This window comes from Dietzia sp. UCD-THP, assembly GCF_000349585.1.
Classification (GTDB): Bacteria; Actinomycetota; Actinomycetes; order Mycobacteriales; family Mycobacteriaceae; genus Dietzia; species Dietzia natronolimnaea_A.
The window spans coordinates 16,405-31,399 of sequence record NZ_AOSR01000051.1; the positions used below are offsets into that span (position 1 = coordinate 16,405).

Here is a 14,995-nt window from a genome sequence, read left to right on the forward strand (position 1 = left end):
TTCGCCATCACAGGGCGCCCTTGGTCGAGGGGATCCCGCTGATGCGCGGATCCGGTTCGACCGCGGCGCGCAGCGCCCGGGCGACGGCCTTGTACTCCGCCTCGGTGATGTGGTGGGGGTCGCGCCCGTAGTGCACGCGGACGTGCAGCGCGATTCGGGCGTGTGACGCGAGGGTCTCGAAGACGTGCCGGTTGAGCACGGTGCCGTACGGGGCGCTGTCGTGCCCCACGACGACGTACCCGATCATGACGTCGGGCTCTCCGCTGTGGACGCAGTAGGGGCGGCCCGAGACGTCGACGACCGCCTCGGCGAGGGTCTCGTCCATGGGGATCGAACACTGGCCGAACCGGCGGATGCCCCGTTTGTCGCCCAGTGCCTCCCCGAGCGCCTGGCCCAGCACGATGGCGGTGTCCTCGACGGTGTGGTGCGCCTCGATCTCGACGTCGCCCGTCGCGCGGACCGTGAGATCGAACGCGCCGTGCTGACCGAACGCGGTGAGCATGTGGTCGAAGAACGGGACGCCGGTGGCGATCTCCGTCCGACCGGTGCCGTCGAGGTCGATCTCGACGACGATCGATGACTCCTTTGTGGTGCGCTCGACGCGACCCACTCGTCCACCCTGCTCGCTCATCGTCTCTCCCTCGTGGTGGTGATCTCTGTTCCCGCCAGCTCCGCGCTCACCTGAAGCAGCCGGTCGTTCTCGCTCTCCAGCCCGATGGTCGCACGAAGACGGCCGGGGATGCCCACGTCGCGGATGAGCACGCCGGAGTCGAGGTAGCGGCGCCAGGCGCGGCGCGCATCCTCGAAGGGTCCGTAGAGCACGAAGTTGGCCTCGCTGGGCAGCACGTCGTACCCGAGTGCCTCCAGTCCCGCGGTGACACGCTTGCGCTCCTCGGCCAGCAGGGCGACCGAGGCCAGGGTCTCGTCGGCGTGCCGCAGCGCGGCGCCGGCAGCGGCCTGCGCGATCACAGACAGGTGGTACGGCAGCCGGACGAGCAGCACGGCCTCGACGAACGCGGGGTCGGCCGCGAAATACCCGAGCCGCCCTCCGGCGAACGCGAACGCCTTGCTCATGGTGCGCGAGACGACGAGAGTCGCCGGGTACTCGGCCAGGAGCGTGCACGCGCTGGGCGACGGGGAGAACTCGGCATACGCCTCGTCGACCACGACGATCCCGGGTGCCGCGTCGATCAACCGCCGCAGGTCGTCCAGCTCGATCACGTGGCCGGTCGGATTGTTGGGCGTGGTGAGGAAGAGGACGTCGGGGCGGTGCGCGGCGATGGCGGCGAGGGCGGCCTCGACGTCGATCGCCAGATCGGTGCCCCGGTCGACCGGGATCCACCCGGTGTCCGTGCCTGCCGCGAGGATGGGGTGCATGGAGTAACTCGGGACGAAGCCCATCGCGCTGCGCCCGGGCCCACCGAAGGCCTGGAGCAGCTGCTGCAGGATCTCGTTGGACCCGTTTGCCGCCCACACCATGTCCACGTCCACCTCGACCCCGGTCTGTCGCGTGAGGTAGGAGGCGAGGTCGGTACGCAGCTCGACGGCGTCCCGGTCCGGGTACCGGTTGAGGTCGGCCGCGGCCCCGGAGACCGCCTCCGCGATGTCGGCCACCAAAGCCGCACCGGGCGGGTGCGGGTTCTCGTTGGTGTTGAGCTGGACGGGCACCTCGAGCTGCGGGGCTCCGTAGGCGCTCATGCCGCGGAGGTTCTCGCGGAGTGGCAGCGCGTCCAGGCCGACGCCGCGACGGGGGGTGTCGTTCACTTCTCCCCCTCCTCGGCGGTGAGGTCCTCGAAGCGGGCCCGGACGGCCTCGCCGTGGGCTGGCAGCCGCTCGGCGTCGGCGAGCGCGACGACGGTCGGGGCGATCTCCTTGAGCGCGGCGCGGTCGTAGTCGATGACGTGGATACCACGCAGGAAGGTCTGCACGCTCAACCCGGACGAGTGACGCGCGGTCCCCGAGGTGGGCAGGACGTGGTTCGATCCCGCCGCGTAGTCGCCGAGCGGTACCGGGGAGTAGGCGCCCACGAAGATCGCCCCGGCGTTGCGCACCCGGGCGGCGTCACCTGCCGAGTCACGGGTCTGCACCTCCAGATGCTCGGCCGCATACGCGTCGACCACGCGCAACCCGGCGTCGATGTCGTCGACCAGGACGATTCCCGACTGCGGGCCCTCGAGAGCGTCGCGGACGCGGTCCGAGTTGAGGGTGACGGTGTAGCGGGCCTCGACCTCCCGCGCGACGGCGTCGGCGAGCTGCTCGGAGTCGGTGACCAGCACGCTCGCCGCGTCGGGATCGTGCTCGGCCTGGCTGATGAGGTCGTAGGCGATGTGGACCGGGTCGGCCGTGTGGTCGGCGAGGACGGCGATCTCCGTGGGGCCGGCCTCTGAATCGATACCCACGACGCTGCGGCACAGCCGCTTGGCGGCGGTGACGTAGACGTTGCCGGGGCCGGTGACCATGTCGACGGGCTCGAGCTCGCGGCCGTCGGTGTCCTCGCCGCCGTGGGCGAGCAGGGCCACGGCCTGGGCGCCGCCGACGGCCCAGACCTCGTCGACCCCGAGCAGGGCACACGCGCCGAGGATGGTGGGGTGCGGCCACCCGCCGGAGTCGGCCTGGGGCGGGGAGGCCACCACGAGCGCGCCGACGCCCGCGACCTGCGCCGGCACGACGTTCATGATGACGCTCGAGGGGTACACGGCCTTGCCACCGGGGACGTAGAGGCCCACCCGCTCGACGGGCACCCACTTCTCGGTGACGAAGCCGCCGGCGGCGACCTCGGTGACGGTGTCCGAGCGCCGCTGGGCGGAGTGGACGATCCGCGCGCGGCGGATCGCCTCGACCAGTGCCGATCGCACGTCGGGGTCGAGGGTCTCGCCGGCCTCGGTGATGACGTCGGCGGGGACCCGCACCGAGGTGGGCCGGACCAGGTCGAATTCCTCGCCGTAGTCGAGCGCGGCGGAGGCACCGTGCTCCCGGATCGCCTCGACCACCGGGCGGACGGTGTCGACGACGGAGTCGACGTCGGCGGCGCCTCGCGGGAGTGTGCGGCGCAGCTCGGCGGTGCCGAGGGTGCGACCGCGCAGGTCGATGCGGGAGAGCATGGTGTGGCCTTTCCGTGGGATCACGGGTCGTCGACCAACCGGCCGACGACCCCGATCTAGTCTAGGTCCGCCCACGCCGGGTTTCCCCTCACACCACCCTCGCGGGTGTCGGGGACGCGGTCGGCCACACCCTCCAGCCGCTCACGCGCAGCACACGCCACCCTCGGAGTCGGCGCCGGCCTCGTCGTCGTCGCTCCTGTTGATGCCACCCGCTACCGGCGACGTTCCGAACGTCTCCGAGTCGGACAGGACCGTGTAGACCTCCCACCGCTCGCCCCCGGGGCCGGTGACCCACACCTTGTCCTGGGTGGCGAAGCAGCAGGTGGTGCCGATTTCCTCGTCGGTGAAGAGTCCGGCGTCGGTCAGTCGCGCGATCTCGCCGTGGACCTGCTCGCTGGAGTCGACCTCGACGCCCAGGTGGTTGAGCGAGCCCCCCTGCCCCGGGTTCTCGAGCAGGACGAGCTTGAGGGGCGGCTGCTCCACCACGAAGTTGGCGTAACCGGGCTTGCGCTTGGCCGGTTCGACGCCGAAGAGCGTTGAGTAGAACCGGACGGCCTCGTCGACGTCGTCGACGTTGAGGGCGAGTTGTACACGGGACATGGTCGTAACCCCTACCTATGCGATGAATATCAAAATTGTTGCTTTGTTTAGGAAAGCAGCCTTTTCGACATTCGTCAAGAACCCGGGCTACACTCGCGGACATGCCCAAGGCGCTGCCCCTCCTCGACGTCAGCTCGCCGGTCTGCTGTGCGCCCGTATCGGCGGGGCCGATCGGCCACGAGGACGCCGTGGAGATCGCGCTGCGCCTCAAGGCCCTCGCCGACCCGGTCCGGATCCGGCTGCTGTCTCTCCTGCTCACCAGTGACGACGGCGAGGTCCGCACCGGCGACCTGGCCGCCGCGACCGGCGTCGCGGAGTCGACCACCTCCCATCACCTGGGCCGGCTCCGCGAGGCCGGGATGATCGAGTCCGAGCGGCGCGGGATGAGCGTGTTCCACCGTGCCCGCGGATCCGCGATCGACGCCCTGCGCGCGGCGCTCGACCCGAACTGCTGCACCTAGGCCGACCGGACCGCCCCGTCCACCAGATGGATGCGTGCATCACACCGCGCCGCCACCCGTTCGTCGTGGGTGACGAGCATCAACGCCACCTCGAACTCCCGCGCGGTGCGCAGCAGAAGGTCCACCACCGCTGCGCCCGATTCCGAGTCCAGCGCACTGGTCGGCTCGTCCGCGAGGAGAAGCGACGGCCCGTTGACCAGCGCGCGTGCGACCGCCACGCGCTGGCGCTGACCTCCCGACAGTGCTCCCACCGGCCGACCGGCCATCGACCCCAGACCCACCCTGTCCAGCAGCTCGTCGGCTCGCTCCCGCACCGCGGTCCGGCGGGCACGCGACGGGCGCTTCCCGAGCCAGGCCATGGCCTCGAGCTGCTCGCGGGCGGTGAGCGACTCGACGAGGTTGGACTGCTGGAACACGATGCCGATCTCCGCCCGACGCAGCTCGGCCGCCCGTCGGGCGTTCACCGCCGCCAGGTCCACCTCGCCGTGGCGGGTGGCCAGCCACACGTGGCCGGAGTCGGGCGGGGTGAGCGTGGCCGCCACCGCCAGCAGGCTCGACTTGCCCGAGCCGGAGGGTCCGGTCACCGCGAGACTGCGGCCGCGGTCGATCCCGCACGAGACGTGGTCGACGGCGGTGAGCCGGCCGTCGCCGTCCGGGTAGGTCAGGACCACGTGGTCCACCCGCAGCCCGGAGGCGACGGGGACGTCGGTGACGGAGTCGTGGGCGCTGTGGACAAAGGCGTGCGACATGGGCTTCTCCTCTAGAGATGGGTGTCGTGACGACGACGTGGCGCCGTCGCGGCGGGCGATTCGACTCACCGGAGCGATCCGAGTGCGGTGGCGGGGTCAGCGGCGACGACGGGCCGCAGGGAGACGGCGGCCCCGGCGAGGCCGAGAACGGCCAGAAGCACGGCGGGGAGCACGGTGGTGGCGGGCGAGACGACGTAGGGCACCGCCCCTCGCGCGACCACCCCGAACAGCGCGGCGATCCCCACGCCACCGCCGATGCCCACCGCCAGGACGATCGCCGCCTGGCCCACCGCGTCTCGCACCACTGCGGTGGTGGACCCGCCCAGCGCCTTGATCACCGCGACGTCGCGGCGACGCTGCATACCCCAGACCGCGAAGAACGCGCCCACCACGAGTGCGGTGACGGCCAGCAGCATGAACGTCATGGTGTTGAGCGAGGTGTTCTCCGCGCGATGGGAGGGCAGCGAGGACACCAGCCCGTCGGGGTCCACCACTGTCAGACCGGCGTGTGACACCGATTCCGCGGACGAGACGGCGACAGTCGTGGCCGCCCCACCTCGCGGTGCGAGCTCGTGCCACGTGGCCAGGTCGGTGACGACGACGGGGGTGTGAGAGTGCCACAGGTCGCCGACCCCTCCGGTGACGCGCAGAGCGCTGCTGTCGACCCTGAGCTCGGTCGCGCCGGCACCCACCTCGTCGCCGACGCCCGTAGAGGCCAGGACCTCGCCCGGCGGAGGCGGGGTCAGCGATCCCACGGAACCGCCCAGCCCCACGGCGACGGCCGAGACCCCGGTCTCGCTCCCGTCGTCCACGCGGATGCGGGCCACGCCCACGGGAACGGCCGAGGGATCGGCGGCCGTGACGTCGTTCAGCTGACCTTCGGTGAAAGCCGCGCGATCGAGGTCGACGGCGCCGTTCTCGTCGGCGGGCAGGACGAACGACGAGTCTCCGCTGCCGAGGGCCCGCAGCGCCGACACGCTCTGGTGCGCCAGGCCCGCGGTGAGCCCGAGCAGGCCGGCGACCAGCACCGAGAGCAGCAGGACGACACCGGCGATGAGCGCGAAGCGACCTTGCGCGGTGCGCAGGTCGCGGAGTGCGAAGTACATGGGGTTCCCTCTCGTGGTGGTGTGCCTCCAGGTTCGTCGCCGGCGGCATCTCCCGAATCGCCCTGGCGGATGGTCTCGCGCAGCAGGACGGTGGAGTGCCGCGTCCATCCTTCGATGGATGCCCGGGGCGACGGCAACGGCTAGCGTCGACCGGGTGATCGGCCCTTCCCGCCCCCGAGCGAGCGCAGAGCTGCCTCCCGAGTCGGCCGGAGTCCGCGCGGTCTTCACCCAACTGCAGGTGGCCCTGCACACCCTCGTGGCGGCGCTGCTCGCGTTCACCCTGATCAGCGCACACAGGGACACCGCCGGCGAGCTGGACCTCGTAGCCGTGGCGGCGGCGGTCGGTTTCACCGTCGTGTACCTGGCGGGGACCGTGTGGGACCGCCTGCGCGGGACCGGCCGGACCGCGAGGCTGTGGTGGCTCGCCGCGGTGCTGGCGCTGTGGGCGGTCCTGGTGGCGGGAGTCCCGGAGGCCGCCTACCTGGCGTTCCCGCTGTTTTTCCTGGCTCAGTTCCTCCTGGGTGTGTGGGCCGGGATCGCGGCGGTGGCGCTGCTCGCCGCGGTAGCGGTGGTGGCTCTGGGGATGCACGGGGGGTTCACTCCCGCCGGGGTCGTGGGACCCGCGGTGGGGGCGCTCGTCGCGGTGGGACTGGGCACCGGCGTCCGGGCGCTCGACCGGGAGTCCCGGGCACGGCGCGAGGTGATCGCTGAGCTGGTCAGGACCCGCTCCGAGCTGGCTCGTCGGGAGCGGGAGGTGGGCCGGGAAGCCGAGCGGACCCGCCTGGCCGGCGAGATCCACGACACCGTGGCCCAGGGGCTCGCGAGCATCGGGATGTTGCTGCACGCCGTCGAGCGCGCGGACCCCTCGCACCCTGCCGTCGACCAGACCCGCCTCGCGCGAGAGGTGGCCGGCGAGAACCTCACCGAGACCCGCCGCCTCATCGCCGCGCTACGCCCCGCTCCGCTCGACGGCGTGTCGCTCGCGGGCGCACTGGGCCGGGTCGCGGAGCGGACCCGCGCGGAGCATCCGGGGATCGAGGTGGCCGCGGACTGCACCCTCGAGGTCGACCCTCCCCCCGAGGTCGCCGCCGTGCTCGTCCGCGTAGCGCAGGAGGCGTTGGCGAACGCGGTCACACACTCCTCACCCTCGAGGGTGGAGGTGACGCTGACCGGGTCATCCACCGCGGTCGCGCTCGAGGTGCGCGACGACGGTCGGGGTTTCGACGTCGCCGCGCCGCGGCCCACCGCATCGTTCGGTCTGGACGGGATGGCGCGTCGGGTGTCCGGGCTCGGAGGAGAGTTCAGCGTGGTCTCCGAGCCGGGCGAAGGGACCACGATCCGAGCCGTGCTCCCGACGGCCGTGGGAGGGTCGGGGGCATGAACACGACGGTGCGGGTGTTGATCGCCGACGACCACACGGTGGTCCGGACGGGACTTCGCGCGTTGATCGCATCGGACCCTGCCATCGAAGTGGTGGCCGACGTCCCCACCGCTGACGGCGCTGTCGAGCGGGCGCGGATCGGCGACGTGGACGTGGTGCTCATGGACCTGCGCTTCGCGGGTGACGCCTCCGCGGGGGTCAGGGCGACCCGGCGGCTACGTGCACTGGAATCTCCGCCGCAGGTCCTGGTGCTGACGAGCCATGACACCGATGCGGACATCATCGGCGCGATCGAGGCGGGGGCCTGCGGATACCTCCTAAAGGACGCCGGTCCCGACGAGCTGCTGGCCGCCGTCCGCGCCGCGGCGGCCGGGGAGAGTGCGCTCTCCCCCTCCGTCGCCGCCACGCTGATGACCCGGCTCCGGGACCCCCGGCCGGTGTTGACCGACCGTGAGGTGGACGTGTTGAGAGCGGTGGCGACGGGCGAGACCAACCGGCGGGTCGCGGCGTCCCTGAACGTGTCGGAAGCGACGGTCAAGACGCACCTCGTGCACGTCTTCGACAAACTCGGGGTGACGTCCCGGACGGCAGCGGTGGCCAGGGCCCGCGAGCTCGGAGTGGTGTGAGGCGGCAGATCTCGCGGCATTAACCGCCGACCTCATCCGCCGGCCCGCCGGACTTCCTAAGCTCGTCCCATGCGGAGACTCCCCTGGATCATCGGCGCCCTCGTCGTCGTCATCGTCGTCGTCATCGCCGCGCCCTACCTCTACAGGGCGGCCCGCGGTGGCGACGACGCCCCGGCCCCGACCGTCTCCATCGACGGGGCCGAGGCCGCGACCGGGGATCTGGACGGCTCGAGGGTGGTGGTCCCGGGGACCGCACCCAACGAGACGTCCGCCGGATACACGGTCGACGAGATCCTGCGCGGGGAGCCGGTGACCGTCGTCGGGAGCACCAGCGAGGTCAGCGGGGAGGCCACGATCTCCGGCACCGTGCTCGAGTCCGCCTCCTTCGACGTGCAGGTGGCGGGAATCGAGACGGACATCAACCGGCGCGACGAGCAGGCCCGCTCGCCCCAGATCCTCGACGCGGGGGCCCATCCCTTCGCGACACTCACGGTGGCCGAGCCCGTCGATCTGGCCTCGGTTCCGACGGACGGCACGACGGCGTCGATCCCGATGGAGATCGACCTGACGATCAAGGGCACGACCGTGCGTGAGGAGATCGAGGTGACCGTCCTGAGGACGGGAGACACCCTGATCGCCTCCGGCGCCGTCCCCCTCACCTGGGCCGAGGTCGGGGTGGAGCCGCCGAGCCTCGGCTTCGTCGCCGTGGAACCGTCCGGAACGATCGACTTCCTGGTGAGCCTGGCCCGACGCTAGCCGCGCATCGGTCTCGTGACGCGTCCCGGACCGAGCCCACGTGCAGGTCTGCGGCGGCCGGTAGCAACGACTGTTCAGCTCGTCGCCACCCGGCCGACAGGAACCCGGCACCTGGCCCTCCTACGGTCACCTGGTCAGTCACTCAGCCATTGCCCAGGAAAGGCCCTCGATGCGCGTACGAACCCTCAGCTCAGGCGTCCTCACGGTCGCCCTCGCCGCCGGAGCGGCCATCGGCGTCCCTGCCGCCGCGCCCGCCTCGCCCGCCCCCACGGTGGTGATCAACGAGGTCGAGTCCAACGGTGATGCCGTGGGCGACTGGGTGGAGCTGGCCAATCTCGACACCGAGCAGGACGTGGACATCTCTGGCTGGACGCTGATCGACGACGACCCCACGCACGACCCGATCGTCATCCCCGACGGGACCACAATCGAGTCCGGCGGATACTGGTCCGTCTACACCGATGTGGACCCGGACTACTTCGGGCTCGGCGGCAACGATTCGGTGATCCTCCGGGACGCGGGCGGCGAGATCGTCGACTCCACCACCTGGTCGGGCCACTCACCCACCACCTGGGGTCGCATCCCGGATATGACGGGCGAGTTCGCCGTGACCGGTGAGCCCACCCGCAACGCCCGAAACGTCTCGGCCGACGAGGAGGATCCGGTCGTCACGTCGCCGTGGCCCTTCGACCCGCTGACGATCACCCCCGTCGCGCTGGGGGGCGACTTCGCCGAGGACGACGACATGTCCGGCGTCGACATCGCGGCCGACGGCACCGCCTATGTCGTGAACAACGGCTCCGGCACGCTCTACGTCCTGGCCTACAACCCGGGCGCCGGCACGTACTCGCTCGCGCGCACCTTCGTCCTGAAGTACCCCGACGGCTCGGGGCTGCCCGATGCCGAGGGCGTCACCGTGGGACCGGACGGGGCCGTCTACGTGGCCACCGAGCGGGACAACGAGGACAGCCGGATCAGTCGTCCCTCGATCCTGCGATTCGTCCTGCCCACCGATCGCGACTCCGGCACCCTCGATGCCACCGACGAGTACTCCCTGGCCGCGCTCACCGGCCCGCTCGGTGCGAACGCCGGTCTCGAGGCCGTCGAGTACCTGCCCGAGGTGTTCGGCGGAGCTTTCGCCGTGGGCGTGGAGGGGACCGGGAAGGTCCACGTCGTGACGTTGGGTGCCGGGGGTGCGGTGACCGAGAAGCAGAGCTACACCTCGCCGTTCTCCGGCGTGATGGCTCTCGACTATGACGAGGTCGACGGCGTACTCCGCGTGCTGTGTGACGAAGTGTGCGAAGGACGGTCGCTCGAGATGACCTTCGATGGGACCGGGTTCGTCACCGACGGCACCGTCCACGCCCGGCCGGCCGGAATGCCCAACCTCGCCAACGAGGGCTTCGGCTCCCACCGCGAGACCGTCGAGTGCCTCATGGGAGGCGCCACCGGCACCGCCGAACGGGTCCGGTTCCTGTGGGCCGACGACGGGGCCACCGCAGGGGTCGGCCTGCGCACTGCCGTTTCCGAGGCCGGCGAGTGCACCGTGGAGGACGACGACACCGTTGACGGGTCGCTCGACGACCTGGACACCGTCCTCGGTTCGCTCGCGGGCCTCCATCCAGTCTTCGGATCGTTGGGCGACGCGCCGACCCTGTTGCCGACTCTGATCCGGTCCCTCTGAGCCGACACGATCGCCACTGACGCAACCCGGCAGGGCCCGACCACCAACCAGGGTGGCCGGGCCCTGCCCCGTCCGCACCCGAGCCCCGGTCAGAGAGTGCCGTGACTCGGCGGCCGAACCCGGCCCAGAGCCCACCGACCCAGGTGGTGGAGCTTCCACCTCTCCGGATCATGAAGGGTGTGGGTTCGGGCGTCGCGCCAGTACCGGGACAGGGTGGCCGATCCGGCGGCGGTGCGCGTGCCTCCGAAGTCGAACAGCTCCGAACCCGCCCGACGCGCAGCTCGACCCGCGGCCACCTTCGCGGCGGCCGTGGCCAGGGACGCCTCTGCGATGGCCTCGGGACCGGACACCGTCTCGGGGCCGGGAATGGTCTCGGCGTGGTGTATGCGATCCCCCGCGACCACGAGAAGCGCCTCCGCTGACCGCACTGCCAGTTCGAGGTCACCGGCCTGCGCGATGAGCAGGGGGTCGTCGGCCGCCCGGTCGACGCCGGCCTCGAACCACGGCCTGGCCCTGCCGGCGAGGCCTGCGATGGTGTCGACCGCACCCCGCGCGATGCCGGTGTCTATCGCGGCGTGCAGCAGCTGCGCGCGGGCCCCGTACGTGCTCGGCCGGTCCAGTAGCCCCGTGAAGTCCAGCACCAGATCGGGGTCCACCTCCACGTCGTCCAGGATGACCGTCCCGCTGCTGGTCGTGCGTTGGCCGAGCGCGTCCCAGTCCGTGCCGATGGACACGCCCTGAGCATCCGCCGGGATGTAGGCGATGACCGCGCGACCGTCAGGCCCGACCGCGCGGACGGCCAGGATGTCCGCGAAGACCGCACCCGTGCAGTAGTACTTGGTCCCCGAGAGCACCAGTCCGCCTCTGCTCCGACGCAGTGCGGTCGAGTCGTCCCTCGTCGTCCTCCCCCCGATCTCGGTCTGGGCGTTGGCGACACGGGCCCCGCCCAGCACGCGCTCGAAGATCCACTGGCGCAGGACGTCCGAACCCCCGCGCCGGGCGGCGTCGAGGAAGGTGTAATGGCTCTGCGGGATCTGGGAGACGCTCGCGTCGGCGGCGGCGATCGTGGCGGTGACGGTTGCGACGGTGGAGACGGGCAGACCCGGACCTCCGTACTCCGCCGGCACCGTGAGCGCGAACAGACCCGCGGACGACAACGCGTCCACCTGGTCGAAAGGCAACGCCTTCTCCGCGTCCCGCGCGCTCGCTCCCCGGGCGATCTCTGGGGCGAGCGCGCGGGCCGTCGCGATGGCCCGCTCGCTCGTGACAGTCCCGCCGCCGATGACAGCGCCCGTCATCAGCTGTAGAGGGTGAAGGCCGGAGCCGTGCGGTTCAGCGTCCAGTCTCCGATCTCGCGCGCCTTGTAGGCCACAGGGTCGTGCACGGTGTGGGTGCGTAGGTTCCGCCAATGCCGATCGAAGCCGTAGGCGCTGGTGGTGGCCCTCGCCCCCTGGATCTCGAACAGTCGGGAGGCCACCTCGAGCGAGACCTTGGTGGTGGCGTACTTGGCTTCGGCGATCGCGATCGCAGTATCGGCGCGCTGGTCCGCGCTGAGTCCCGGGCCGAAGTCCAGGGCGTCCTGCAGCGCCTGGCCGGCGCGGTCGACCAGGAGCGCCGCGCCGGTGATCTGTGCTCGTAGCTCGCCGACCAGCTCGAGGATGTACGGGTCCTCGGTCGCCGAGTCGAGCCCGGAGGTCTCCCACGGGCTCGCGTGGAGCCGCGTCCAGTCCAGGGCCTCGGTGAACGCGCCTTCAGCGGTACCGATGTAGAAGTTGACGAAGGCCAGCTGCCAGTGGTGCGTCACCAGGGTCTGGTAGGGCGAGAAGCCGGGCGGGGTGTCCGGATCGCCCAGGATCTCGTGACGTTCCACCCGGGTGTCGCGGAACTCCACCCCTCCGGAGTCCGTCAGGCGTTGGCCGATGGCGTCCCAGTCCCCCTCGGGCCTGAACCCGGGGCGGTCGGTCGGGAGGGTCAGGAATACCAGATCCCCCTCGAAGGAGGCGGTGACCGACAGCTGGTCGGCCACGCTCGCGCCGGACGCGAAGGTCCGTCGGCCGTTCAGTCGGAACGCATCGCCGTCCCGAGTCAGCTCCAACCCGTCCGCACCCCGCGGGTTCTGGACCCCGCCCCAGAACAGTTTCTCCTCCGCGTTACGGCGAGAGAGCGCCCCGGCCTGTTCGGGCGTTCCGAACAGGTGCGGGATGCGCTGTTGGGCGAAGTGATAGCCGATGAGGTGGGCGATGGAGGTGTCGCCGCGCGCGATGCGGCGGGTGATCTGCTGCGACTGCGCGAAGGACAGCCCGGAGCCGCCCGATTCGACGGGCTCGCCCACCTGGAGCAGGTCGTGTCGGCGGAGCAGATCGATCTCGGCGGTGGGCGAACCGTTGGCGCGGTCGCGTTCAGCGGCGGTGGCGCCCAGTTCGGCGGCGACGAGATCGGCCCGCCGGAGGGCGTCCTCGAAGTCCGCTCGGTTCTCGGTGGCGTACTGGCTGGTGTTGATGGCGTCAATGGTGGAGGTCATGGGTGGTTCCTCTGGGGTTCGGGAATCGGTGGGGAGAGTCAGGTCGGGACGGGCGGATCAGGACGCGCCGGTTCAGGATGACGAGGTGAGGACGCCGTGTCGGGCGATTTCCGACTCCAGCCGCCCGCTGGACAGCAGATCCGCTTCGAGCTCGCGGACGAGCGGGAGGATGTTCGCGCCGAAGTACTCGACGTCGTCGATGCAGTGGAGGAAGCCGAGGAGGAAGAGGTTCACGCCTCGGGTCTTGTAGGCGACGATCCGTTCGGCGATCCGCTCGGGGGTGCCGACCAGCCCGGTCCGGAAACCGTCGTTGTACTGCACGAGATCGGCGAACTCCGAGTCCTGCCACATGCCCTTGCCGTCGACGGTCGAGCTGCCTGCCTGGCGGACGGCGGAGCGGAACCCCTCGACGGCCTGTCGGTCGGCCTTGTCAACGATCTCACGGAGCACATCGCGGGCCTCGGCCTCGGAGTCACGACCGATGAGGAACCCGTTGAGTCCGAACCTGACGGTGCGACCGTGCAGAGCGGCCTTGGTGGTCACGTCGACCACCTGCTCGGTCAGGCCGTCGAAGTCCTTGCCGTTGCTGAAGTACCAGTCGGAGACCCTGCCCGCCATCGCCCGGGCAGCGGTGGAGTTGCCTCCCTGGAAGATCTCGGGATGGGGTCGGCCGGGAAGGGCGGGCGGCTTGGGCTTGAGATCGAAGTCGTGCAGGCGATAGAAGTCGCCGTGGAACTCCGCGTGGTCGTCGGTCCAGATCGTGCGGAGATAGGTGATGAACTCCTCGGCGCGCCGGTACCGCTCGTCGTGTTCGAGCCAGGGTTCGCCGAGTTTCGTGAACTCGTCCTTGAACCACCCGGACACCACGTTGACCGCGGCGCGACCGTTCGAGATCAGGTCCGCGGTGGCGAGCCACTTGGCCAGGACCCCCGGCTGCCACAGGCCCGGGTGGACGGCGGCGATGACCTTGAGTCGCTCGGTGGCGAGAAGCAGCGCCAGCGAGAAGCTCGTCGACTCCTGTTGGAACGCCGCTCCGTAGGACGCGATGTACCGCACCTGGGTGAGGGCGTAGTCGAACCCGTTGTTCTCCGCGGTGACCGCCAGCCGCCGGTTGTAGTCGTAGCCCCAGTCGGTGCGCTGCTCGATCCTCGACACGACGAGCCCCCCACTCACATTGGGGACCCAGTAGGCGAACTGCAACGGGGCGGAAGCGGTCTCGAACAGGCGCTCTGGACTGATATCGGGCATGACGGATCAGGACTCCTTCGAATGGTGGTGGTGATGACCGGACCTGCTCGTTCGCGGTGCTGTCCGGTGCGGTCAGTGTGCGTACCCGGTCCGTCGATGTCGACGATTCGGATCTCCGTGGTGCTATTGCGCGTCGTCGAGAACTCCGAGACCTGAGCCGGGAATACTCAACTATGACGGTGGGTTGAACCGTGTGCGATCCCGGAGACACCGGGCGCACCCCGACCAGTCCGAAAAGGAGACCGTCATGGCCACCAGTAACCGTTTCGACCCGTTCCGTGAGCTCGATCGCCTCCTGGGCGAGGGGCTGCGCAGCGCGACCGCCTCCACCTCCCTCCCGATGGACCTCTACAAGGAAGGCGATCGCTTCGTCGGCCTGATCGACATGCCGGGGGTCGACCCCTCCAGCATCGACATCGACGTGGAGGACCGCACCCTCACGATCCGCGCCGAACGTCGTGCGCCCGCCGAGGGGGATGCCCAGTGGCTCATGCACGAGCGCCAGACCGGCACGTTCGCCCGGCAGCTCGCGATGGGCAAGGGCCTGGCCACCGACAAGATCGAGGCCGACTACAGCGACGGCGTCCTGCGTCTGATCATCCCGGTGGCCGAGGAGGCCCAGCCGCGCAAGATCTCCGTCTCCCACGGCACCCAGAAGGCCGAGCAGGCCGAGATCGTCGAGGGCTCCGCCGACCTGGGCAGCTGATCACTGACCCTCCGATCCCCCTGACCGCCGCCCCGACCTCGCCCGAGGTCGGGGCG

At 70.7% G+C, this 14,995-nt stretch carries 15 protein-coding genes; 6 read left to right on the forward strand and 9 right to left on the reverse strand.

What is annotated here, in order from left to right; all coding sequences use genetic code 11:
* Positions 1–7: 7 nt before the first annotated feature.
* From hisB to H483_RS25305, 4 genes are all read right to left on the reverse strand, one after another.
* Entirely contained in the window at positions 8–631 is a 624-nt protein-coding gene (gene hisB, locus H483_RS25290; protein ID WP_017836074.1) for an imidazoleglycerol-phosphate dehydratase HisB, read from the reverse strand.
* The gene (locus H483_RS25295) at positions 628–1,764 is read right to left on the reverse strand and encodes a histidinol-phosphate transaminase (protein WP_017836075.1); all 1,137 of its coding nucleotides are present in this window, start codon (positions 1,762–1,764) and stop codon (positions 628–630) included. Before H483_RS25295 ends, hisB begins: the two co-directional genes overlap by 4 nt.
* Positions 1,761–3,101, reverse strand: a complete 1,341-nt coding sequence (gene hisD / locus H483_RS25300) for a histidinol dehydrogenase (protein ID WP_017836076.1) — start codon at positions 3,099–3,101, stop codon at positions 1,761–1,763. The genes H483_RS25295 and hisD overlap by 4 nt, the downstream gene beginning before the upstream one ends.
* Before the next feature lie 141 nt (positions 3,102–3,242).
* A complete protein-coding gene (locus H483_RS25305; protein WP_017836077.1) occupies positions 3,243–3,701 on the reverse strand; it encodes an ArsI/CadI family heavy metal resistance metalloenzyme in 459 nt (152 codons plus the stop codon).
* 101 nt (positions 3,702–3,802) lie between these two features.
* Between H483_RS25305 and H483_RS25310 the strand changes: the two genes are divergently transcribed.
* Complete coding sequence (locus H483_RS25310) at positions 3,803–4,162, forward strand: Rv2640c family ArsR-like transcriptional regulator (RefSeq protein ID WP_017836078.1); 360 nt, start codon at positions 3,803–3,805, stop codon at positions 4,160–4,162.
* Here the strand turns inward: H483_RS25310 and H483_RS25315 are convergent.
* Together H483_RS25315 and H483_RS25320 are read right to left on the reverse strand one after the other, a co-directional pair.
* Positions 4,159–4,911 (reverse strand): ABC transporter ATP-binding protein, encoded by a 753-nt coding sequence (locus H483_RS25315; RefSeq protein WP_017836079.1) that lies wholly within the window; start codon positions 4,909–4,911, stop codon positions 4,159–4,161. The two genes, H483_RS25310 and H483_RS25315, sit on opposite strands and share 4 nt — an antisense overlap.
* Positions 4,912–4,976: 65 nt before the next feature.
* A complete protein-coding gene (locus tag H483_RS25320; protein WP_017836080.1) occupies positions 4,977–6,017 on the reverse strand; it encodes an FtsX-like permease family protein in 1,041 nt (346 codons plus the stop codon).
* 154 nt (positions 6,018–6,171) lie between these two features.
* Between H483_RS25320 and H483_RS25325 the strand changes: the two genes are divergently transcribed.
* From H483_RS25325 to H483_RS25340, 4 genes are all read left to right on the forward strand, one after another.
* Entirely contained in the window at positions 6,172–7,398 is a 1,227-nt protein-coding gene (locus H483_RS25325; RefSeq protein ID WP_017836081.1) for a sensor histidine kinase, read from the forward strand.
* Positions 7,395–8,024 carry a response regulator transcription factor gene (locus tag H483_RS25330; protein ID WP_017836082.1) on the forward strand — a complete coding sequence of 210 codons (630 nt, stop codon included), beginning with the start codon at positions 7,395–7,397 and terminating at the stop codon, positions 8,022–8,024. The genes H483_RS25325 and H483_RS25330 overlap by 4 nt, the downstream gene beginning before the upstream one ends.
* Positions 8,025–8,093: 69 nt before the next feature.
* Positions 8,094–8,780: a YceI family protein gene (locus tag H483_RS25335; RefSeq protein WP_017836083.1), complete on the forward strand. Its 687-nt coding sequence runs from the start codon at positions 8,094–8,096 to the stop codon at positions 8,778–8,780.
* 169 nt (positions 8,781–8,949) lie between these two features.
* On the forward strand, positions 8,950–10,464 hold the full coding sequence (locus tag H483_RS25340) for a lamin tail domain-containing protein (RefSeq protein ID WP_017836084.1): 1,515 nt from the start codon (positions 8,950–8,952) through the stop codon (positions 10,462–10,464).
* 89 nt (positions 10,465–10,553) lie between these two features.
* Here the strand turns inward: H483_RS25340 and H483_RS25345 are convergent, their stop codons facing one another.
* The 3 genes from H483_RS25345 to sfnG all read right to left on the reverse strand — a co-directional run bounded on the left by H483_RS25345 (position 10,554) and on the right by sfnG (position 14,233).
* Positions 10,554–11,762, reverse strand: coding sequence for an SfnB family sulfur acquisition oxidoreductase (locus H483_RS25345; RefSeq protein WP_017836085.1), 1,209 nt, complete (start codon positions 11,760–11,762; stop codon positions 10,554–10,556).
* Positions 11,762–12,985 carry an acyl-CoA dehydrogenase family protein gene (locus H483_RS25350; protein ID WP_017836086.1) on the reverse strand — a complete coding sequence of 408 codons (1,224 nt, stop codon included), beginning with the start codon at positions 12,983–12,985 and terminating at the stop codon, positions 11,762–11,764. The genes H483_RS25345 and H483_RS25350 overlap by 1 nt, the downstream gene beginning before the upstream one ends.
* A 72-nt stretch (positions 12,986–13,057) precedes the next feature.
* On the reverse strand, positions 13,058–14,233 hold the full coding sequence (gene sfnG, locus H483_RS25355; RefSeq protein WP_017836087.1) for a dimethylsulfone monooxygenase SfnG: 1,176 nt from the start codon (positions 14,231–14,233) through the stop codon (positions 13,058–13,060).
* A 247-nt stretch (positions 14,234–14,480) separates the two neighbouring features.
* On the opposite strand from sfnG, the gene H483_RS25360 reads away from it, so the two are divergent.
* Positions 14,481–14,939 carry an Hsp20/alpha crystallin family protein gene (locus tag H483_RS25360; RefSeq protein WP_017836088.1) on the forward strand — a complete coding sequence of 153 codons (459 nt, stop codon included), beginning with the start codon at positions 14,481–14,483 and terminating at the stop codon, positions 14,937–14,939.
* Positions 14,940–14,995 lie beyond the last annotated feature (56 nt).